Consider the following 20,421-nt stretch of genomic DNA (forward strand, 5'->3'; position numbering starts at 1 on the left):
TTTGGGTAATGCTCCCCGTCATTCGCACCGCTTGCGCGGCATCGGCGTGCCTGCTTGCTCACCGTCCGCATCGACTGGCGTTAGAATATCGCCGCCATCCGTCAGCGTCAGCCGGGTGCGTTCCGTCCAGCTCTCGCCTTCGCCAGACATGGAAAGCGCAACGACCACTTGGTTGTCATTCTCCACCTCGACGCTCTCAACCTCGCCGACGCTTTCGTAGAACATCAGATCGCCAGCGGTTACCTCTAGGCGTAGGTCGGATTCGGGCGCGCAGCTGCCCTCGATATAGTCCCACACACCGCGAAAGTGCTCTGGGATTGCGGCGATGGTCGGAGCCGACGGCGCTTCCGGCGCCGCTGCTGGCTCAGGCGATGCGACGATCGGCGCAGCGGGTGCTTCTGCGTCCACTGGCATGCTCTCTTGCGCGCCCTGATCCACCTGCGAACAGGCAGCCAGAAGAAGAACCGTGGATCCGATCAGCAGTCGCATAGGCCTTACCCCATGGTTGGAATGACAAAGGCGTTTCCGCCATCCGGTGAGCCATCGGGCCAGCGCTGGGTGACTTTCTTGACCTTAGTCCAGAACTTCAGACCTTCCATGCCATATTGATCGGTGTCGCCAAAGCCGGAGCGTTTCCACCCGCCAAAGCTGTGATAGCTGACCGGCACTGGGATCGGCACGTTGATGCCGACCATGCCGACGTTCACGCGGCTCGCGAATTCGCGCGCGGCATGGCCATTGCGGGTGAAGATCGCGACGCCATTGCCATATTGATGATCACTCGGCAGGCGCACAGCCTCTTCAAAATCATTGGCCCGCACAATCTGCAGCACTGGGCCGAAGATTTCTTCCTGATAGCTTTCCATTTGGGGGGTGACCCGGTCGATCAGGGTCGGGCCGATGAAGAAGCCTTTCTCATGACCTTGCAAAGTGAAGCCGCGGCCATCCACGACGATTTCGCCGCCTTCGCGCTCCGCCGTGTCGATCCAGCCCTCGATCCGCGCCTTGTGCTCAGGTGTCACAACCGGGCCGTAATGCGCGTCGGGGTCGTTCGAGACACCAATGTTGAGCGCATGGATCGCCGGGATCAGCTTCTCTTTCAGGCGCTCGGCGGTGTCTTCGCCCACTGGCACAACCACTGGCAATGCCATGCAACGTTCGCCGGCGGAGCCGAAGGCTGCGCCTGATAGGTCATTCACGACCTGATCGAGGTCCGCATCGGGCATCACAATGCCGTGGTTCTTCGCGCCGCCCATGGCCTGCACGCGCTTACCGGCGGCAACGCCGCGCTTATAGACATAATGCGCAATATCGGATGATCCGACAAAGCTGACCGCGCTGATATCTTCATGGTCGAGGATTGCATCGACCATTTCTTTATCGCCATGCACGACCTGCAGCAGGCCCTCTGGCGCGCCCGCTTCAACGAACAATTCCGCGAGGCGAACCGGCACAGATGGATCGCGCTCCGATGGCTTCAGGATAAAGGCATTGCCAACCGCAATCGCCATGCCGAACATCCACATTGGAATCATCGCTGGGAAGTTAAACGGGGTGATGCCCGCGCCAATTCCTAACGGCTGGCGCATGGAATAGACATCAATGCCCGGGCCTGCGCCCTGAGTATATTCGCCCTTCAGGACCTGCGGGATGCCGCAGGCAAACTCGATCACTTCCAGTCCGCGCTGAACATCGCCCTTCGCATCGTCGATCACTTTGCCGTGTTCGGAGGACAGGAGCTCTGCCAACTCCTGCATGTTCGCCTCGATCAGCTCCTTGAACTTGAACATCACGCGGGCACGCTTTTGCGGATTGGTCGCCGCCCATGCCGGCTGCACTTCCTTTGCGGTCGCGACAGCTTTTTCGAGCAGCGCGGCATCGCCCAGTGCAACCTCGGCCTGGATCTCGCCGGTTGATGGGTTCCACACTTGGTGCTTACGTGCGGCAGCGGTGTTTGGTCCGCCAACCATGAAGTGATCAATCTGACGCATGGGGTTGGATGCTCCTCTATTGCCGGATCAATTGCAGTTGGACGCGCGCTGCGCAAGCTCTGCAAGCCTCACAAAAGCTGGTGGGAATTCTCGCCCCCACATTGCGACACGATCTGTCCTGCGTTTGAGCCTTTATGAAATTTTGTGCACGCAGATGGCACAATGCATTTGTCCGACGCCCCTATGGCGGTGCCAGTTGCAGCGGTTTTTTGGCCGCCGCGTACGGATGTTGACGATTACGTGATCCTCGTGTTTATCGCGCAGCGCTCAACGCGGGTGTAGCTCAATGGTAGAGCAGCAGCTTCCCAAGCTGACGACGAGAGTTCGATTCTCTTCACCCGCTCCATCTCCGCCATCGCTGAATCCGCCCTGCTGCGGCTCTATTTAGGAGTGCGTTGGGCGATGTGTTTACAGCGGCATAAATACTGATCCCAACTGTTGGCGTCATTTCCCAATCATCCGCAAGTGATGTTGTGTGGGAAATCGACCATCTCTCTCAAAAGCTCAGAATTCTGCCAATTTTCAAGTTTGGCACGGCTCCTGCAGAGTTGTTTTCATCCAGCGGGATCGCCTCGCCAGATACGAAACAGACCAATAGGAGACTTCAAAATGTTCGCTACCGAAACCAACAACGCCGTCCTCGCAGCTGTGTTCTCACTGACCATTTCTGCCGCTCTGTTCGCCACAGCGATCATCCCAGCCAGCCCAACTCTCTTCGCTTAACAGCGCCAACCCACCCAAAGGAATTCAATCATGTACGCCGACGCCAACAGCACCACGATCCTCGCAGCCGTCCTCTCCGTCGCTATCTCAGCCGTCTTGTTCGCAGGCGCGATCGTTCCAGCCAGCCCCGGTCTGTTCGCTTAAGAGCCGTTTACATGAACACCGACCGCTAAGGCCCTAAGGCCAGCGCCCGGTCTCAACCTTGGAGGCTGGGCGACAGAGAGGCGCAAATTACGGGTAGACCGCCGGACGCTTCGCCATCATCGCAGCCACGCTTTCGCCGAACTCACTCGATTTCAATTGCGCCGCGAAAATCTCACCTTCGACATTCATACATTCGGTGATCGCCTCGTTCTGAGTGCGGACCAGCGCCTTGGAATGCCGCATTGCATTCGGCGCAGCATTGGCAACCAATTGCGCCAGCGCGCGGGTTTCCGCCGCAAACACATCATCTTCAAACACCCGTGAGACCAGCCCCATGCGCAGTGCTTCTGCAGATGTCAGCGTGCGCCCGGTCATGAACACATCGTTCGCCGCCGCCATGCCGATGATCGCTGGCAGCAGCATCGAGGACGCCGCCTCTGGCACCAGGCCCAGCTTTACGAACGGTGCGGCAAAAGTCGCCGAGGTAGCGCAATAGACCAGATCGCAATGCAGCGTCAGCGTCAGGCCGACGCCAATCGCGGGGCCATTGACGGCGGCAATCAGCGGCTTTGGACAATCCTTGATCGCGTGGAGAAATTGCACGACCGGCGGCAAGCCGTCGCCGCGAGGGCCCGTGGCGAAATCTTGCAAGTCATTGCCCGAGGTAAAGTAATCGCCAATACCAGTGAACATCAGCGCGCGCGCACTATCGTCGCTGGCATAGCCGTTCACTGCATCGGCCATGGCCTGATACATATCCTGCGTGATCGCATTCTTCTTTTCCGGACGGTCGAAGGACACCGTCGTCAAACGGTCGGCGGTTTCAATGCGAATATGATCGGTCATCGGCTTGGTTCCTTTGATTGGGGGGCATTCACATTGCGTGCGACAATTGTTTGTGAATGCGATGTCACGTGGTCGAGAAAGCGCGCGATTGTGCGACGCTCCTGCTCGGAAAATGGCTTAAGCAATTCGGTGTTGATCGCCTTTGTGATTGGCGATGTGTGCTGCGCAATTGCGCGCCCAGCCGGCAAGATCGTGAGAGCAATGCGGCGGCGGTCCTGCTCATCCGGCGTCCGTTTGACCAGATTGGCTGCCTCCATCCGATCAACCAAGCCGCTGAGGCCAGATTTGCCTAGGTGCAGCGCTTGCGCAATTTCGCCCAGCGATAATCCATCCTCTTTTGCCAGCATAAACAGGATCGCCTGCTGCGCGCTGCCAAGTCCGATCTGATCGCGCAAATGATGATTCGCTGCCCGGAATAGGGCGGCATGGGCAGCCTGAAGCTGGTGGAAGATGCGAAGCTTGGACATTTGATTGTTCGCATACGAACTAATATTGGACGGTTGTCAAGCTGTGGGTTACCGGATGCAGCGCTCAAACTAGCTATTTGGGTGGCATGCGGATCGCGCCGTCCAAGCGGAATTGGTGGCCGTTGATATAGGTGTTGCGAGCGATCTCCACGATCAGCGAGGCAAATTCCTCCGGCTCTCCGAGGCGCTTGGGGAAGGGGACGCTGGCGTTCAGCTGATCCCACATTTGCGGATTGCGATCCTTCATGCCCAGCATCAGCGGCGTCGCGAAAATCCCAGGCATGACTGAGTTCAACCGAATGCCCAAGTCCATCAGGTCGCGAGCCATCGGTAGAACCATGCCGTTCACGCCGGATTTGCAAGAACCGTAGATCGTCTGGCCGATCTGGCCGTCTTGCGCCGCGACACTAGCGGTAAGGGTTATGGAGCCGCGCTCCCCATCATCGTTGACCGGTTCAGAATTGGCCATACCCAGTGCAGAGATGCTCGCCACCCGGTAGCTCGCGACCAGAATGCCCTGCGCGCCGAATTCATAATCTTCGGTGGAGAGACGCTTGTATCCGCCCTTTTCCTTGTCCCAGCCGATGGTCTTGCCGCGCCGGCTGGCCATGGCGCAGTGGACGGTGACACGTTCCTGGCCATTGGCTTCGCGCGCAGCTGCAAAGCCCGCCTCGACCGAGGCTTCGTCCATGATGTCGACATGGTGAAAGGTGCCGCCAATCGTCTTTGCATGCGCTTCGCCGTCTTCATCATTGATGTCGAAAATCGCGACCTTCAGCCCGGCCTCTGCCAAAGCCGCTGCGCTTGCCCGGCCCAGACCCGATGCGCCGCCGGTAACAACTGCGGCCATGCCTTTTGTCAGTTTCATATGCTCTCCCCGTTTTTCCTGATTGCTCAGACTTGTAAGCGAGCGGCGCGTAGCTGCAAGTCTCAGCCGCAGGAGGCGCTGGCGAAACCGCTGTGGCATAGCTAGGGCGGAGCTATGGACTCGTTTCTCTTTGCTATGCTGCTGGTGTTTGTGATCGCGCTGGGCGGGCGTGATCAGCTGATCATTGCGCAGTTTTCCGAAGTGGAGGAACGCAATTTTGGTTTGCTGATTGCGGGTGCGGCCTGTGCTGTGATGAGCGCGGGCGTGATGGCCTATGCTGGCTCAACCATGGCCGCAATCTTGCCGCCGCGTGCCGCAGATATGCTGGTCGCCTTCGCGCTGGCCATCGCCGCGTTCGAACTGTGCTGGCGGGTCAAGGTCAAACCGATGAAGGAGCCGACCCGATCTTACATTGCGATTGGCGCGGTTTTGCTCGCGCGCCAGATCGGGGATGCGGCGCGCTTTGCGATCTTCGCGCTCGCGGCCGAGGCGGTCTACCCAACCACGGCCTTTATCGGCGGAGCGATTGGCGGCATCGCGGCCATTGGTCTCGGTTGGTCGCTGGGACTCAAACAATTGCAGCGGTTTCCGCTGCGTACCATCCGGTTTGGCTTTGGGTTTTGTTTGATTGTCGCGGCTTTGGTGATTGGATTGAACGCTCGTTACATGTTTCTGTGATTGGCTCGAATGATTGTTGTAACTTCAATTTTCTCGGAACTGATGCGGCAGCTTGGCGATTGATTGGATGCAACTTTACGACGCGCCGACACACCGTTCAGGCGCCCCACACGAGAATAGGAGAGCCTTTCAATGCTCGACCCAAATGACAATTCCAAAACCGCAATGGTAGCCGCAATCAATGGTCTGTTGGCCGATCACTTTGCCCTCTACGTGAAGACCAAGAACTTTCACTGGCATGTAAAGGGACCGCGCTTTCGCGACCTGCATTTGTTGTTCGACGAACAGGCGCTGGCCATCCAGGGCCAGATTGACGCGATCGGCGAGCGCGCCCGTAAGCTGGGCGGCGATACGATTACCTCGATTGGCATGATCGCACAGCATACTCAGGTTAAAAACCAGGACAGCGCGTCCCTGTCTGCTGAGGAGATGATCGCCGAGTTGCGCGATGATAACCAGCGTATGGTTGATCGCCTCAAGTCGATGAAAGAAACCGCAGAGCAGGCCGGTGATAACGCGACCGATGGCCTGATCGACGATTGGACCGATATGGCCGAAGAACGCGTCTGGTTTCTTAACTCACTGCTCCAAGGATAAATGCGCCTGTATCCCCGGCATTGCCGAGCACCGGCGAATACGATTGCAAAGATCACGAAGGGGCCGTTTCCGCTAGCCGGAGGCGGCCCTTTTGCTATGCCGGTGAAATGAAAACACATATGATCGAAGCCGCCACGCCTGAGACCATCGCTGAATTTGTCGCCGGGCAGCTCAGCGATGCATTGAACTCGCCATTGTACCGTGGAGGCGAAGTGGGCAACTTGCCAATTTCAATCACCGTACCCGGTGGTTCAACTCCTTTCCCGATATTTGAAGCGCTGGTAAAACATCCGCTCGATTGGTCGCGCATTATCGTGTGGCCCAATGATGACCGGATCGTGGCAGAGGATCATGCGGCCTCCAACACTGGAAAATTGCGCAGCATTTTTGAGCCGGTTGGCGCACAAGTTGTCGCTCTGCCTAGTGCGGAGGAACCGCCGCGTTTCGCGCTGGCATGGCTCGGGATGGGGGCGGACGGGCATATCGCCTCGTTGTTCCCAAACACTGATCCACAGGTAGACGACGCCCAGCTGATCCGCCGCCTGACGCCCGATCCGCTGCCGCCAGAGGCTCCATTTGATCGTATAACGCTGACCATTCCCGCTCTGCTAAACAGCGGGCAGCTGATGTTTACGCTCGGCGGCTCGGCGGAAAAGCGAAGCGTGTTTGAGGCGGCGCTTGTGAGCGAGCACAATCTGCCGGTTGCACGTTTGATTGGCGCAGTGGGCGAGCAGACGCTAACCTGCTTCGCATGAAGCTGACCGCCCTTATTCCTGCTGCGCTCCATCGGGCTGCGTTGCCCCTTGCGCACAAGGTGCGGCATCGCTGGCGTGGGCTTATGAAACACCCGCTGGCTGGCTGTTCGGTGATCATTACCGACTTTAACGGCAATTTGCTGTTGCTGAGGCACAGTTACGGCCCGCAGGGCTGGGCGCTGCCTGGCGGCGGCCTAAGCAAAGGCGAGGATGCTAGCGAGGCTGCGCTGCGCGAAGTGCATGAGGAGCTGGGTCTGGAGCTAGGTGCCGTGACCCTCATCGGGACAATCGACGAAGTGATTTCAGGCGCGCCACACAAGGCCTATCTGTTCACGGCCGTTTGTGATGATCATCCGAAGCCGGACCAGCGTGAGGTGCTGGAGGCGCGGTTCTTCCCCTTGCATTCATTGCCAGAACCGCTGAACGAGCGAACCCGTGCACGACTGGAATTTTGGCGAGTGCAAAAGGGCGGCAGCAGCGCGGTCGCCGACTAAAGCAGCGACAATTGCGCGGTGTCTTTGGGCGGCGACTTGTTCTCTACGCCCTCCAGATTGGACAGGGTCAGCCCCATCAAACGGATCGGCAGCCTGAGCGGCAAAGCCTCCTCCAGTAGCTCCCGGCCAATGGCCGCAAATTCTTCTTTGTTTGCAACCCAATCCGGCAAAGACTTCGAGCGGGTCATATTCTGAAAATCGGTGTATTTCATTTTTAGGGTCACCGTGCGCCCGCGCGCCTTGGCGTTTTCAATCCGTTCCCACACGATGTCGGTGATATTGGCCAGAGTTTCGCGCAATTGCGCGCCGCTGGAGATATCTTCGTTAAAGGTCCGCTCTCCGCCAACCGACTTGCGTTCCCGATGAGCGCTGACCGGGCGCAGGTCGATGCCGCGTGCGGCGCGGTAGAGATAATCGGCAAAGCTGCCAAAATTTTCACGCAGGAATGCGATGTCTTTCGCGGCCAGATCCGCGCCCGTCGCTATGCCAAAGCGCTTCATTTTCTCTTCCGCCTTTGGCCCGACCCCGTGGAACCGGCGGATCGGCAGGCCAGCGACAAAGTCTGCGCCTTCGCCCGGCCGGATAACGCACATGCCGTCGGGCTTGTTCTGATCGCTGGCAATCTTGGCGAGAAATTTGTTGTAAGAAATGCCTGCGCTCGCGGTCAGCTCGGTCTTGGCTTTGATTTCCTGCCGGATCAGTTGAGCAATGCGCGTGGCCGATCCAATGCCTAGCCTATCCTCGGTCACATCGAGATAGGCCTCATCCAAGCTGAGCGGTTCGACATGCGGCGTGTGGTGTTCAAACACTTTGCGGATGGTCCGGCTGGCCTCTTTATAGGCATCAAATCGGTGGCGCACGAAAATGAGATCGGGGCACAGCCGCTTGGCCGTGACCGATGGCATGGCGCTGCGTACGCCGAATTTGCGCGCTTCATAGCTGGCGGCGGCGACAACCCCGCGCCCGCCAGATCCGCCCACCGCCACCGGCTTTCCGCGCAGTTCAGGGTGATCGCGCTGCTCAACGCTGGCAAAAAACGCGTCCATATCGACATGGATGATTTTGCGCAGGCCAACCGCCTCTTCGTTTCCGCCGCCGGTTCCTGCGTTGCCTTCCATAGCGCTGTATTACGCGATCACTTGGCCAAGCGAAACCTTCGCTGTCCGCCACAAAAACCAAGCTCGATCAAATCGCTGCTTTCCTTCTTGTACGCTTACGCCCAATGACCGCAGACCATGTCAACAACAACAGCCGCCGCAGCTCCCAAAGCCTTGGGTGAGCGCGAGATGATCGTGCTCATGGCGCTGCTGATGAGCCTGCAGGCGTTTGGCATTGACGCAATGCTGCCCGCTCTGGGAGAGATCGCGAGCGATTTTAATGCTGATGGCAATGACCGGCAGCAGGTGATCGGCGCGTATTTTCTTGGATCAGGGCTGGGCGCGTTGTTTCCTGGAATGTTTGCTGATCGTTTCGGGCGCAGGCCAGTGCTGGCCGTCGGCCTGTTCGCATACATCGGATTTTCGGCCGCCTGCGCCTTAGCGACCAGTTTTGACATGCTGATTGCGATGCGTCTGGTGCAAGGTTTTACCTGCGCTGGGCTCAGCGTCGTACCGGCGGCGATTGTGCGAGATCAGGTGGGCGGCGATCGAATGGCCCGACTGATGAGCCTTGTCATGATGATTTTTCTGATTGTTCCGATTATCGCTCCGGCTATTGGTCAAGTCATTCTGATCTTCGCAGGTTGGCAGGCCATTTTCATCGCGATGGCGGTGGTCGGAACTTTTGTGGCTGCGTGGACATGGCTGCGCCTGCCGGAAACGCTGACGGATGAAACTCGGCAGAAAATCGATGTTGCCACTGTTGCGCAAAATATGGGCCAGGCGTTGTTTAACCGTCAGGCAATCGGTTACGTCATTGGCAGCGGACTGGTGTTTGGATCACTGTTTGGCTTTCTCAATTCGTCGCAGCAATTGATCGGCGAGGCGTTCGGAATGGGCGAATACTTCGCGCTGATCTTTGGCGGAGCGGTGCTGGGAATGGTGGCCGCCAATTTCCTAAATTCGCGGATCGTAGAACGCTTTGGCGCGCGCCGGGTCAGCCATACGGCGTTGTTCCTGTTTATCGCCGCCTCCTTGCTGCAATTGTGGTCGGCTAGCCAACCCAATCAGACAATCTGGCAGTTTGTCCCGCTCATGAGCTTCAATATGGCGATGCTCGGCTTTGTGGGTGCGAATTTCAGCTCAATTGCGATGCAGCCATTCTTCCATATCGCAGGTGCTGCCAGCTCTGTTCATGCTGCGCTCCGCATGACATTGGGCGCGCTGCTGGGCGCGGGCATTGGTTCGGCCTATGATGGCACCACCGCGCCTCTGGCTATGTCGATGCTGGTCTGTTCGTTGCTGTCGCTGGGCATCGTGTTGTTCAGCGAGCGGGGCAGGCTATTCACGCGGCCAAATGGGTGAGTGAAGTAATTGTTCTTGCACGCCCCTCCGCCGGCGATCAGATCAGTGAACCTTTGACCTATCAAGTTCCATAACGATCACGGTCGAAACGTCTGACTTTGATATAAGGCCAAGCGATTTTTACTTAACCGCAACTAGTTTTATCTAATGGAACCGTGCATTTTTTGGAGAAGACTGATGCGCGAACTGATTCTTGGTATGGTGCTTGTCCCGGCAGTAGGTCTGGGTGTGTTCTTTTTCCCATCAAGCGAGCCTGCCAAGGTCTATCCTTTGACCAAACAAGAGGCTGTGCGCCTGCTTGATGGTTCAGACAATAAACTTAAGCGCGTTAAGCTGGGCGGTTGGAGGCCATATTCCTACAGCCCTAACCCGGGTCTTGTTGAGTACATTGATCGCAAATCGGGATCAGATGCTGTCTGTATCGCAGAACTTACCACTGTCCGTTCTGAGGGTGTGAACGTCGAAGTATCTTGCCCGGGTGCACAGTTCGAAGGAAAACTCGCGGACCACAAAAAAGCGGTCGCAGAAATCGCTTTGCGTGAAGTGGTTGATGCCACGCTTTCAAGTCGCCCATTGGATCAGAGCCTAGTGGACGAAGCCTTTGCAAAATTCGATCTCGACGGTTTGGTGAAGGAAGAAGTGTTGGTGCTGGAAAGTCAGTCACAATTTGGCAACAAGCCGGCCAATGTGGGCGAGCAAAATCGCTTAGATGCGCGGGAAACCTACGCAAATCACTACAATTCAGAAGGTGAAGGCGATGGTGGCTGGAGCGCTGATGGTGCGTTCAACGCCATCGAAGACTAGTCGGCTCGCGACCCGTTTCGAGACGCCGCCACGCCAGCTCTGCAAATTCGCACAATAGCGGCCGCGTGTCGCGCGGGTCGATAATGTCCTCGACATTGAAGCGTTCAGCGCTGCGGAATGGCGAGGTGACCTTGCCTAGCCTCGCTTTGATCTCTTCAAGCATTGCGGCGGGATCATCGGCCGCCTCCAGCTCGGATTTGTAGGCAACCTCTAGGCCGCCCGCGATGGGCAGGCTGCCCCAATCGCCCGAGGGCCAGCAATAGCGATATTGGAACTTTTCGGCATTGCTCATCGCGCTGCCCGCGATCCCATAGGCGCGGCGCATCACAATGCTGGCGAGAGGGACGCTGGCCTTATAGATCGCGTTCATCGCCTGCACGCCGTAGCGGATCGTGCCCGCCATTTCCGCCTCGCGCCCAATCATAAAGCCGGGATTGTCGACGAGGTGCACGATTGGCAGGCGGAATTGGTCCGCGAGCTTCACGAAGCGCTCAACCTTTTCAGAGGTTTTCGCCTCCCAAGAGCCACCGAGATAGCTCGGATCGCTCGCCACCACTGCTACCGGATAGCCATCGAGCCGGGCAAGCGCGGTGATCGCGGCGCGGCCCCAGTTCTTGCCGATCTCAAACATTGTGCCCGTGTCCAGGATCAGGTCCATCGCGCGGCGCATGGAATACACCTGCTTGTCATCGCGCGGCACGAGCGACAGCAGCGCTTCTTCGCGGCGGTCCACCGGATCGCTCGGCTGCGCACGGCGGGCATGCTGACCGACATGTTCGGGCATAAAGCTCAGGAAATGGCGCGCCCGGGCAAAGGCTTCGGCCTCGCTCGCGACCTCATCATCGACCACGCCGTTGCGGGTGTGAATATCGACACCGCCGAGCTCTTCCTTGGCCTGTGCGTGATCGGCCGAGCCCTTGTAGCTCTCGCCCAGCCCATCGACCACGGCGGGGCCAGCGGCGAACAATTGCGAGAGGCCGCGCACCATGATCGAATAATGACTTGCGACCGTGCGCGCCGCGCCCAGGCCTGCGGTCGGTCCCAGCGCCAGCGCCACAACGGGGACAGTGTCGAGGTTCTCCACCACATCGCCCCAGCCGGGCACGGCGGGGATATAGGTCGCGCCGATCTGCTCCAGTGTTTTGACACTGCCGCCGCCGCCCGTGCCGTCAATCATGCGGATGATTGGCAGTCTCAGCTCATGTGCCATCTTTTCCGCCTGCACCATCTTGCGCGAAATGCCTGCGTCCGCTGCGCCGCCGCGAATGGTAAAATCATCGGCTGTGGCGACGACGGGGCGGCCATTGATGGTGGCTTTGCCGAACAGGAACGGGGCAGGGGTGACGCCGGCTAGGTCGCCGTTTTCGTCATAGCGCCCCTTGCCAGCGATCTTGCCGATTTCACGGAAAGAGCCTTCGTCAACCAGCGCCGCGAGCCGCGCGCGAGCATCCATCTTGCCCCGGCCATGCTGGCGCGCGACTTTGTCTGGCCCGCCCATTTCTTCGGCCAGCGCCTCGCGTGCGCGCAGTTCTTCGAGTTCAGATTGCCAGGTCATTTTCGTTTCGTGCCGGAGCCACCCGCGCCCTCCACCCTTCCACCCGGATTATCACGCCCGGTCATGATCCGGGTGGAAGGGTGGAGGGCGCGGGTGGCGCGGCCGCAAATCATTCGGACGGCTCCACCACGCACAGCACCGCCTCGACCTGAACCTGCGCATCCTGACTGGCGGAAAGCTCGGTGACGGTCCCGTCAAACGGGGCGGTGAGCGCATGCTCCATCTTCATCGCCTCCAGCACCATCAGCCGGTCGCCCGCTTTGACTGCTTGGCCCTCGCTCACATCAACCGCGATAACTTTGCCCGGCATGGGAGCGAGGATCGCGCCGTCTGCGGCGGAAGTGCCTGTCCCACTTTCGGTTCGCGGGAGCGAAATTTTGAACATGTGCCCGCCAATGCTGACGAACTGCGCATGAGGCTCGATACAGTCTCTGAATCCGTGCTCAAAATACTGCCCTTTGGGTGTTGGGTCGTATTGGAACGCTGTCACCTCGCCGTTAACTGCCAGTCTGAATTCCTGCTGTTGCACCCCATTCAGGCGAACACCGATTAAGGGTTCTGCCTTTGGATCGAATTGGCCAAAGCCGGTGGTTTCTCGCACAAACCAATGAAGCGCATCACTCAAGGCGCGGTCGCTCAACTCGGGTTGTGCGGTCAGTGCTTCCTGCTTGCGCTCAATCAAACCAGTATCGAGATTGGCTTGCACGACGTCTTCATCGCGAAGCAAACTAACTAGGAAAGCGAGATTGGTCTTTATGGGCCAGATTGACGAATATTCGAGTTCCACGGCTAGGGCCTCGATTGCCTCTTCCCGCGTTTCACCAAGGGAAACTACTTTGGCGATCATAGGGTCATAAAACGGCGAAACATTTGCCCCCTCCTCGACGCCCGTTTCGATGCGCGCATCGCCACAGAAATCTAGGATATCCAACCGCCCCGTACTCGGCAGGAACCCCTTCGCCGGATCCTCAGCATAGAGCCGCGCTTCGATCGCATGGCCGTTTATGCTCAGCTCGTCCTGTTTTAGCGGGATCGGCTCTCCGCTCGCGACGCGCAGCTGCCATTCCACCAGATCCACACCGGTGATTTCTTCGGTCACCGGGTGCTCGACCTGAAGTCGCGTATTCATCTCCATAAAGAAAATGCGGTCCGCGCGTAGGCCTTCGCTGGCATCGGCGATAAATTCGATCGTGCCTGCGCCCTCGTAATCGACCGCCTTCGCAGCGCGCACGGCGGCGGCGCAGATTTGTGTCCGAGTTCCCTCATCCATGCCAGGGGCGGGGGCTTCTTCGATCACTTTCTGGTGGCGGCGTTGCAGCGAACAATCGCGCTCGAACAGGTGGACGACATTGCCGTGGCTGTCGCCGAAGACCTGCACCTCGATATGGCGCGGTGAGGTGATCCACTTCTCCAACAGCACCTCATCATTGCCAAAGCTCGCCTTGGCCTCGCGCCGGCAACTTTCCAGATCGGCTGCGAAATTCTCTGCCGCGTCGACCTTGCGCATGCCCTTGCCGCCGCCGCCTGCGACCGCCTTGATCAGCACAGGGTATCCAATCGCGTCCGCCTCTTTGGAAAGGCGCTCCAGCGATTGGTCTTCACCTAAATAGCCCGGCGTCACCGGAACGCCCGCATCCATCATCAGCTGCTTGGCCGCATCTTTCAGGCCCATCGCGCGGATGCTGTCCGGCTTCGGCCCGACCCAGATCAGGTCCGCGTCGATCACGCTCTGCGCGAAGTCTGCGTTCTCCGACAGAAAGCCATAGCCGGGGTGGATCGCCTCGGCTCCGGTCTCTTTCGCTGCCGCGATAATCTTCTCGCCGATCAGATAGCTTTCGGCGGCGGGCGAGGGACCGATATGGACCGCCTCATCGGCGCTTCGCACATGCAAAGCCTTGGCATCGGCATCGGAATAGACCGCCACTGTGGCGACCCCCATGGCCCGCGCGGTGCGCATGATGCGGCAGGCGATTTCGCCGCGATTGGCGATAAGGAGTTTTTTGATCATTCAGGACGTCCCGGTGCATCAATATCGGCGCATTGATCGGGCGGAACCATAGTGAAACTGGTATTGCCGACTTTCCATTCGCCGTCAGTTTTCACGAGGCTCAACGAATTGGTCCCGCAATGTGTAATCTCACCCTCGACCCAGAACGTATACGGGCCCCAAACCTGCGCCAGATTGCCAGAGATATGGATATGATCCCGATACATTTTCTCGTCGACTGATCGGGTGTCTTTCGCCCAGCGCGCGAGATGATCGGCCACCGGTACAGTGATCGTGCGCGGATTGTCTGCATCCATCTGATCGATGATCATAATCGTCGCCTCTGGCATTATGGTGTCGGCAAGCGCAGTCTTATCCTCGCTTCGCAAGGCTGCGAAAAACCGTTCCACTGCGGACACGACCTCTCCTGTCGGCAGGACTACAAGCTGCGCGGATGCAGGTGATGCAGTGCACGCAATCACTGCGCATGCGAATGTCAGAATTCCTCTCATGTCAGTTCGCTACGCGCTCAGGGCCGGGGCTTCAAGCCGGATTGGGAGAGGTCGGCCTGAAATCCTTTATCCCCCAGGTGATCGGGCCATCGGGGTGCCTTTCCCGGTTGATCACGGCGGACAGGAATGCGCGTGCGCCATAGAGTGCCTTTTCGGAGCGGGGCACATAGGTGCGGCTGTTCCACGCCTCTGTGCCACGTGCACGAACTTTGCGCCCGATCGCGCCGTAAATCCGCGCTGCCGACAGCACGGCCCAGCGGCTGCGGAAGGGCAGGCGAGCGGCGCCCACGCGGGCGGCGGCTTCGTGTTTCTCAACCAAGGCGACGAGCCGCGCGGCCATATCGGCGAGCTCCTCGCGGTGGTGCGGCTTGGTGTGTTGGCCAGGCTCGATATCTTCCTCGACCAGCCATTCCGCTGGCAGATAGCACCGGCCCGCGGCGTCATCCTCGACAATGTCGCGGGCAATGTTTGACAGTTGGAAGGCTAGGCCCAGGTCACACGCCCGATCGAGCGTGTCCTCATCATCTGGGGCGACGCCCATGACCACCGCCATCATGACGCCAACCGCACCCGCCACGTGATAGCAATAGCGCAGCATGTCGGCCTCGCTGCGCGGGCGCCAATCCTGCGCATCCAATGCAAAACCCTCGATCACATCCTCGGCCATTTGCGCGGTTAGCCCGCATTCTGCCGCCACCACGCCGAGTGCATCGAAGGCAGGATCGCCGGTCGGCTCGCCGCTTAGCGCTTTGTCGGTAAGCTTGCGGATCAAGGCCAAGCGTTCCTCAGCGCTGGATTGATCGCCTAGCGGCCCGCCCATGTCCTGATTATCGGCAATGTCATCCGCGCGGCGGCACCAGGCATAGAGCAGCCAAGCGCGTTCGCGCGTTTCCTGGTCGAACAATTTTGAGGCGGCAGAGAAGCTTTGCGATCCGTGTTTGATCGAGAGGTGGGCTTGTTCGACCAAAGCGGCGCGTTGTTCGCTTGTAGTGTTCATACTGAACGAGCTTCGCGGACCTGCGCCCTCCACCCTTCCACCCGGAGCCTACCGGGATACCATCCGGGTGGAAGGGTGGAGGGCGTGGGCCGGCAAGGAATCATCAAAGATCAGACGCCTTCATCCGAAAGATCGGCGTATGCGGCTGGTAAGCGGCCATTTTGTCCAGCAGATCAGGCATGGTGTCTGCGTGGATCAGGATGTTTTGATGGGCCGGGCGGACAAAGCCGACATCCGCCATTTTGGCGTTGAATGCGATCAGATCATCATAGAAACCAAAGGCATTGAGCAGGCCCACCGGGTCAGAGTGGTAGCCAAGCTGGGCCCAGCTCATCGCCTCCCACAATTCGTCCATCGTGCCGACCCCGCCAGGGATGGTCACAAAGCCATCGGAGAGATCGGTGAAACGCTGTTTGCGCTCGTGCATGCCTGTAACAGTGATCAGCTCGTCGCAATTGTGATTGGCAACCTCGGAATTGACCAGCGCCTCTGGGATCACGCCGATCACTTCGCCGCCCGCGTCCTTCGCGCCGTTCGCCACAGCGCCCATTAGGCCGAGCCGTCCGCCACCATAAACGACGCCAATGCCTCGCTCGGCAAGGCTTTGGCCGACCTCGCGGGCGAGTTCGATATAGCGCGGGTCTTCGGGAGTGGCCGATCCGCAATAGACAGCAAGGCGTTTCATCTTGGATGCTCATCTTCTTTTGGTGGGCGGGCGCGTCCGACATATTCCTTATGGGATGCGCCAAACTCACGGAAATTCAATCGCGCCTGTGCAAGACTAAGGTTCTTGTTGGCGCCGCCCCATTGTTCATCTGCATTCTCATCATTTTGTCCGTCGTCTTGCCACCAGCAAACCATGCAAATCTCAAACGACCATGGCTTTGGCATGGTCAGAAATCCGCAGCACGGACAGGGTTCTTTGCTCATGTCGCCGCTTTGGCCGCCAAATCCTCCAGCATCAAGCCGGCGGTTGCTTTTGCACTGCCGACTACGCCGGGGATGCCTGCGCCCGGGTGGGTGCCTGCGCCAACGAGGTAGAAATTGTCGATCACATCATCGCGATTGTGGCCGCGCAAATAAGCGCTCTGCCATAGGACGGGTTCAAGGCTGAAGGCGCTGCCCAAATGCGCATTGAGATCTTGCTTGAAGTCCTTCGGGGCATAGCTGAATTTGGTCACGATCCGGTCGTGGATGTCCGGGATCAAGCGGCGGCCAACCTCATCGAGGATGGCCTTTTCCAGCTTGGGCCCTTCGACATCCCAATTAATCGGCATTTTGCCCATATGGGCGACGGGCACAAGCGCGTAAAACGTGCTCTTGCCTTTAGGTGCCATGCTCGGATCGGTGACGGTCGGATGGTGCAGATAGATGCTGAAATCCTGCGGTAGCACGCCGTTTTTGTAGATGTCGTCCAGCAAGCCCTTATAGCGCGGACCGAACAGGATCATGTGATGCGGGATGCCCGGCCATGCGCCCTCCAGCCCGAAATGCACCACGAACAGCGACGGGCTGAAACTCTTGCGGGACAGTGACTTTGCCGCCTGTGGTCCGCGCGGTGAGCTCGACAGCAAGTCGCGGTAGGAATGCATGATGTCTGCGTTGGAAGCGACCGCATCGAAGCGCTGTTTCCAGCCGCTCTCGGTCTCCACCTCGGTGGCGCGATTGCCGATCGTGTGAACCTGTTTCACACCGTCGCCAACGCGCATTGTCCCGCCCAGCCGCTCAAAATGGCGGATCATGCCCGCGATCAGGCGATTGGTGCCGCCGCGCGCCCACCACACGCCGCCGTCCTTTTCCAGTTTGTGAATGAGCGCATAGATCGCGCTGGTGTTCATCGGATTGCCGCCAACCAGCAGCGAGTGGAACGACAATGCTTGGCGCAGTTTCTCATTCTTCACATAGCTGGAGACCATGGAATAGACGCTGCGCCAGGCCTGTTTCTTGACCAGCGCCGGGGCGGCTTTCAGCATGCTCTTGAAATCGAGGAATGGCTTATGACCTAACTTGAGATAGCCTTCCTCATGCACGCCTGCGGAATACTCCAGAAAACGTGCATATCCGACCACATCATCGGGATCGAGCTTGGCGATTTCGGCGTTGAGTTCCGCCTCGTCGTTCGAGTAATCGAAATTTGTGCCGTCGGGCCAATTTAGCCGGTAAAACGGCATGACCTTCATCAGTTCAACGTCTTCAGAGATGTCGTGCCCGGTTAGTTGCCACAGCTCCTCAAGACACGGCGGATCGGTGATGACGGTGGGGCCAGCATCAAATGTGAAGCCATCCTTTTCCCAGAAGTATGCACGGCCACCGGGCTTGTCGCGCGCTTCGACCACGGTGGTCGTGATCCCGGCCGATTGCAGCCGTATGGCCAGTGCCATGCCGCCAAACCCCGCACCAACAACGCAGGCGGTGCGCCCCTCATAGGTCTCTGCCAAGGCCGGGTTGATACCCTGTTGGCCAGACGCAGGCGGAGAGCCGAGGTCGAGCTTGGCGGTCTGCGACTCGGGGGCATTCATACCGGCTTCTCCGATTGGGTTTTGGTTGTCAGCGGCTGGCCGCTTTTGATCATGGCGGCGAGTGCACGCGGAATAGCTACGGGCGGTTTGCCCCAAAGGACGCGCAGTTTATCGCGCCGGGTGGAGCGCGCGGCATAGAATCGTTCAATCAAGCCTTCGCGAAGGGTGTAAAAGCGCTGAAATATGTCGACCCGGCGGTGCGGCTTTGCCGCGAAGAACAGCATGCGCGCGAGCGTCCGGTAATATCTGGTCTTACGCCAGTGCCGCGCGGCCCGCGTTTCAAAAAGGGCGGCTAGCTGCGCCCCTGCTAGGTCGGCCTCTGCGGCAATGGTGAGGGCGTTATCGACCGCGATCGCCATCGTATAGCTGGTGAGTGGGTGGACGAAGCCGCCGCGCGCGCCGGCAATGGCTACGCCGGGAATGCGCATTTCGGCTTGATAAGCAGCGAAATTGCCGCCGGTCAGAACGGGCAGCAATCCTGCTTCACTGCCAACAATCGCGCCGTCATCCCAGCCATTCTGGCGGGCGTAGGCATCAATGCGAGAGGATAGCGCGCCGCGGTCCATCTCTGGCTCGTCGGCGTAATAGGTATCCTCGACAAACACGTCATGTGCGCCCAGCGGCAATGTGTAGACGAAGCGGTAGGCCCCGCCATTGCCGCGCGGGGCAAGCTGGTCAACGGCGGCGTCCATGATCACCGGGCGTTCCAGCCCATGTGCCGCGTCCAGCCGCATCTGGCGGCCCATGAAAATCTGCCAGCCCCCGCGTAAATGCGGGCTGGGTGAAAAGCTGCGGCAGTCGATGACGGCGCGGGCATTGATCCGCTCCCCATCCGCCAAGGTCACACCGCGCGCGTCGATTGCCTCTGCCGCGCAGCCTAGGCGCAGTGCCCCCTCCGGCAGCAGCCGCACGAGACCTTCGTGAAAATCGCCGCTGGCCATAGAACGATAACCGGTTCTCAGAGTGCGGCGATATTTCGGGAAGGCGACGTCATAACCGCTGTCCCATTCGGTCTGACGGAAGGCGGCGAGCAGCTCTCGGCCTGTCTCTGACAGGTCGCTGTCGAACCAGCTCCAGCGGTGATTGCCGCCAAAGCTTTTGCCGTTCTCGATGATGGATAGGCGCAGTTCGGGCCGTTCGCGGAAAAGCGCCAGCGCAATCAATCCGCCAGCCAATCCGCCGCCAACAATGGCCACATCGATTATGTTTCCGCTCATCCTGACCTCGCCCTAGGGAATGCGTGAGAGATCGGCAATGGCGCGTTGTAATGGCAGGCATAATGCCGTGCGGCTGCCCTGTTCTTTCCGCTGTGATTATGGGCGCTTGCGGTGATCTTTGCTTGCAAGTGCGCGCGCGCTGATTCACACTCAGACGTGATGGCAAAACTCATTCCCAACCGCACCACTGTGTTCGTCTCTATCGGCATAACGATTGCGACAATCGTAATCCTGCTGGCGATGGATCGCCCGCCGATCTGTGAATGCGGTGATATCAAGTTGTGGCACGGGGACATCAATTCCTCTGGCAACAGCCAGCACATCTCCGATTGGTACACGCCCAGCCACATCATCCACGGAATGATTTTCTATGGGTTTGGTTGGCTGCTCTTCAGCAAATTGGGCCTGGGCGGCAAGAATGCCGTGCGTTGGGGATTGCCGCTCGCGGTGTTTCTTGAAGCGGCTTGGGAAGTGCTAGAAAACACCCCGATGGTGATTGCTCGGTTTCGCTCGGTCACGGCCAATTGGGGCTATTCTGGTGACAGCGTGCTCAATTCCTTCGCAGACATCGGCTGGATGAGCTTCGGCTTTTACCTCGCGCTTAGGCTACCCGTGAGGGTGACCGTCATATTGGCGGTCATCATGGAGATACTCGCTGCCTATGTGGTGCGCGACAATCTGACGTTGAATGTCATCATGCTGTTGTTCCCGGTTGAGGCAATTGCTGAGTGGCAAGCGGCAGGTTCCGCCTGAGCCTTGGGAACCGACCCAAGGACGGTCGGTTGAATGGCTGAAACGGAGCTAC

At 58.9% G+C, this 20,421-nt stretch carries 22 protein-coding genes and 1 tRNA gene; 9 read left to right on the forward strand and 14 right to left on the reverse strand.

Translation table 11 applies throughout. The features are described 5' to 3' along the window. Positions 1–18 precede the first annotated feature (18 nt). Both AC0V6O_RS03150 and AC0V6O_RS03155 read right to left on the reverse strand, forming a co-directional pair. Entirely contained in the window at positions 19–489 is a 471-nt protein-coding gene (locus AC0V6O_RS03150; RefSeq protein ID WP_486141465.1) for a hypothetical protein, read from the reverse strand. A gap of 5 nt (positions 490–494) precedes the next feature. Next, positions 495–1,991 (reverse strand): CoA-acylating methylmalonate-semialdehyde dehydrogenase, encoded by a 1,497-nt coding sequence (locus AC0V6O_RS03155; protein ID WP_486141466.1) that lies wholly within the window; start codon positions 1,989–1,991, stop codon positions 495–497. Between the two features lie 272 nt (positions 1,992–2,263). Here AC0V6O_RS03155 and AC0V6O_RS03160 point away from each other — a divergent pair. Both AC0V6O_RS03160 and AC0V6O_RS03165 read left to right on the forward strand, forming a co-directional pair. Continuing rightward, positions 2,264–2,337: transfer RNA gene (locus AC0V6O_RS03160), tRNA-Gly, on the forward strand. A 407-nt stretch (positions 2,338–2,744) separates the two neighbouring features. Beyond that, complete coding sequence (locus tag AC0V6O_RS03165; protein WP_472640666.1) at positions 2,745–2,858, forward strand: enoyl-CoA hydratase; 114 nt, start codon at positions 2,745–2,747, stop codon at positions 2,856–2,858. Positions 2,859–2,945: 87 nt separating this feature from the next. Here the strand turns inward: AC0V6O_RS03165 and AC0V6O_RS03170 are convergent, their stop codons facing one another. The 3 genes from AC0V6O_RS03170 to AC0V6O_RS03180 form a co-directional block, all read right to left on the reverse strand. Then, positions 2,946–3,704: an enoyl-CoA hydratase-related protein gene (locus AC0V6O_RS03170; RefSeq protein ID WP_486141467.1), complete on the reverse strand. Its 759-nt coding sequence runs from the start codon at positions 3,702–3,704 to the stop codon at positions 2,946–2,948. Beyond that, complete coding sequence (locus AC0V6O_RS03175; RefSeq protein ID WP_486141468.1) at positions 3,701–4,171, reverse strand: MarR family winged helix-turn-helix transcriptional regulator; 471 nt, start codon at positions 4,169–4,171, stop codon at positions 3,701–3,703. The genes AC0V6O_RS03170 and AC0V6O_RS03175 overlap by 4 nt, the downstream gene beginning before the upstream one ends. Positions 4,172–4,244: 73 nt before the next feature. Beyond that, a complete protein-coding gene (locus AC0V6O_RS03180; RefSeq protein WP_486141469.1) occupies positions 4,245–5,039 on the reverse strand; it encodes an SDR family oxidoreductase in 795 nt (264 codons plus the stop codon). A 114-nt stretch (positions 5,040–5,153) separates the two neighbouring features. Here AC0V6O_RS03180 and AC0V6O_RS03185 point away from each other — a divergent pair, with 114 nt between their 5' ends. The 4 genes from AC0V6O_RS03185 to AC0V6O_RS03200 all read left to right on the forward strand — a co-directional run bounded on the left by AC0V6O_RS03185 (position 5,154) and on the right by AC0V6O_RS03200 (position 7,563). Next, complete coding sequence (locus tag AC0V6O_RS03185; protein ID WP_486141470.1) at positions 5,154–5,717, forward strand: hypothetical protein; 564 nt, start codon at positions 5,154–5,156, stop codon at positions 5,715–5,717. 132 nt (positions 5,718–5,849) lie between these two features. After that, positions 5,850–6,314 (forward strand): Dps family protein, encoded by a 465-nt coding sequence (locus tag AC0V6O_RS03190; protein WP_472640670.1) that lies wholly within the window; start codon positions 5,850–5,852, stop codon positions 6,312–6,314. Positions 6,315–6,421: 107 nt separating this feature from the next. After that, complete coding sequence (locus AC0V6O_RS03195; RefSeq protein ID WP_486141471.1) at positions 6,422–7,069, forward strand: 6-phosphogluconolactonase; 648 nt, start codon at positions 6,422–6,424, stop codon at positions 7,067–7,069. 83 nt (positions 7,070–7,152) lie between these two features. Further along, positions 7,153–7,563, forward strand: coding sequence for an NUDIX domain-containing protein (locus tag AC0V6O_RS03200; protein ID WP_486141472.1), 411 nt, complete (start codon positions 7,153–7,155; stop codon positions 7,561–7,563). Here AC0V6O_RS03200 and dinB read toward each other — a convergent pair. Further along, a complete protein-coding gene (gene dinB / locus AC0V6O_RS03205; RefSeq protein WP_486141473.1) occupies positions 7,560–8,681 on the reverse strand; it encodes a DNA polymerase IV in 1,122 nt (373 codons plus the stop codon). The two genes, AC0V6O_RS03200 and dinB, sit on opposite strands and share 4 nt — an antisense overlap. A gap of 117 nt (positions 8,682–8,798) precedes the next feature. Between dinB and AC0V6O_RS03210 the strand changes: the two genes are divergently transcribed. Both AC0V6O_RS03210 and AC0V6O_RS03215 read left to right on the forward strand, forming a co-directional pair. After that, the gene (locus tag AC0V6O_RS03210; protein ID WP_486141474.1) at positions 8,799–10,025 is read left to right on the forward strand and encodes a multidrug effflux MFS transporter; all 1,227 of its coding nucleotides are present in this window, start codon (positions 8,799–8,801) and stop codon (positions 10,023–10,025) included. Positions 10,026–10,202: 177 nt separating this feature from the next. Next, complete coding sequence (locus tag AC0V6O_RS03215; RefSeq protein ID WP_486141475.1) at positions 10,203–10,829, forward strand: hypothetical protein; 627 nt, start codon at positions 10,203–10,205, stop codon at positions 10,827–10,829. Here AC0V6O_RS03215 and AC0V6O_RS03220 read toward each other — a convergent pair. The 8 genes from AC0V6O_RS03220 to crtY all read right to left on the reverse strand — a co-directional run bounded on the left by AC0V6O_RS03220 (position 10,810) and on the right by crtY (position 19,616). Next, positions 10,810–12,384 (reverse strand): acyl-CoA carboxylase subunit beta, encoded by a 1,575-nt coding sequence (locus tag AC0V6O_RS03220; protein WP_486141476.1) that lies wholly within the window; start codon positions 12,382–12,384, stop codon positions 10,810–10,812. The two genes, AC0V6O_RS03215 and AC0V6O_RS03220, sit on opposite strands and share 20 nt — an antisense overlap. 109 nt (positions 12,385–12,493) lie before the next feature. Beyond that, positions 12,494–14,392: an acetyl/propionyl/methylcrotonyl-CoA carboxylase subunit alpha gene (locus tag AC0V6O_RS03225; protein ID WP_486141477.1), complete on the reverse strand. Its 1,899-nt coding sequence runs from the start codon at positions 14,390–14,392 to the stop codon at positions 12,494–12,496. Further along, positions 14,389–14,883, reverse strand: a complete 495-nt coding sequence (locus AC0V6O_RS03230) for a nuclear transport factor 2 family protein (protein ID WP_486141478.1) — start codon at positions 14,881–14,883, stop codon at positions 14,389–14,391. Before AC0V6O_RS03230 ends, AC0V6O_RS03225 begins: the two co-directional genes overlap by 4 nt. A 31-nt stretch (positions 14,884–14,914) precedes the next feature. Beyond that, positions 14,915–15,880 (reverse strand): phytoene/squalene synthase family protein, encoded by a 966-nt coding sequence (locus tag AC0V6O_RS03235; RefSeq protein WP_486141480.1) that lies wholly within the window; start codon positions 15,878–15,880, stop codon positions 14,915–14,917. A 103-nt stretch (positions 15,881–15,983) separates the two neighbouring features. Next, positions 15,984–16,565, reverse strand: a complete 582-nt coding sequence (locus tag AC0V6O_RS03240) for an LOG family protein (protein ID WP_486141482.1) — start codon at positions 16,563–16,565, stop codon at positions 15,984–15,986. Beyond that, entirely contained in the window at positions 16,562–16,810 is a 249-nt protein-coding gene (locus AC0V6O_RS03245) for a CPCC family cysteine-rich protein (RefSeq protein ID WP_486141484.1), read from the reverse strand. Before AC0V6O_RS03245 ends, AC0V6O_RS03240 begins: the two co-directional genes overlap by 4 nt. Then, positions 16,807–18,399 (reverse strand): phytoene desaturase, encoded by a 1,593-nt coding sequence (locus tag AC0V6O_RS03250; protein WP_486141486.1) that lies wholly within the window; start codon positions 18,397–18,399, stop codon positions 16,807–16,809. The genes AC0V6O_RS03245 and AC0V6O_RS03250 overlap by 4 nt, the downstream gene beginning before the upstream one ends. After that, entirely contained in the window at positions 18,396–19,616 is a 1,221-nt protein-coding gene (gene crtY, locus AC0V6O_RS03255) for a lycopene beta-cyclase CrtY (protein WP_486141488.1), read from the reverse strand. Before crtY ends, AC0V6O_RS03250 begins: the two co-directional genes overlap by 4 nt. Before the next feature lie 159 nt (positions 19,617–19,775). Between crtY and AC0V6O_RS03260 the strand changes: the two genes are divergently transcribed. Further along, the gene (locus tag AC0V6O_RS03260) at positions 19,776–20,369 is read left to right on the forward strand and encodes a DUF2585 family protein (RefSeq protein WP_486141490.1); all 594 of its coding nucleotides are present in this window, start codon (positions 19,776–19,778) and stop codon (positions 20,367–20,369) included. The last annotated feature ends 52 nt before the right edge of the window (positions 20,370–20,421 follow it).

Source organism: Erythrobacter sp. JB2-19, from assembly GCF_057365005.1.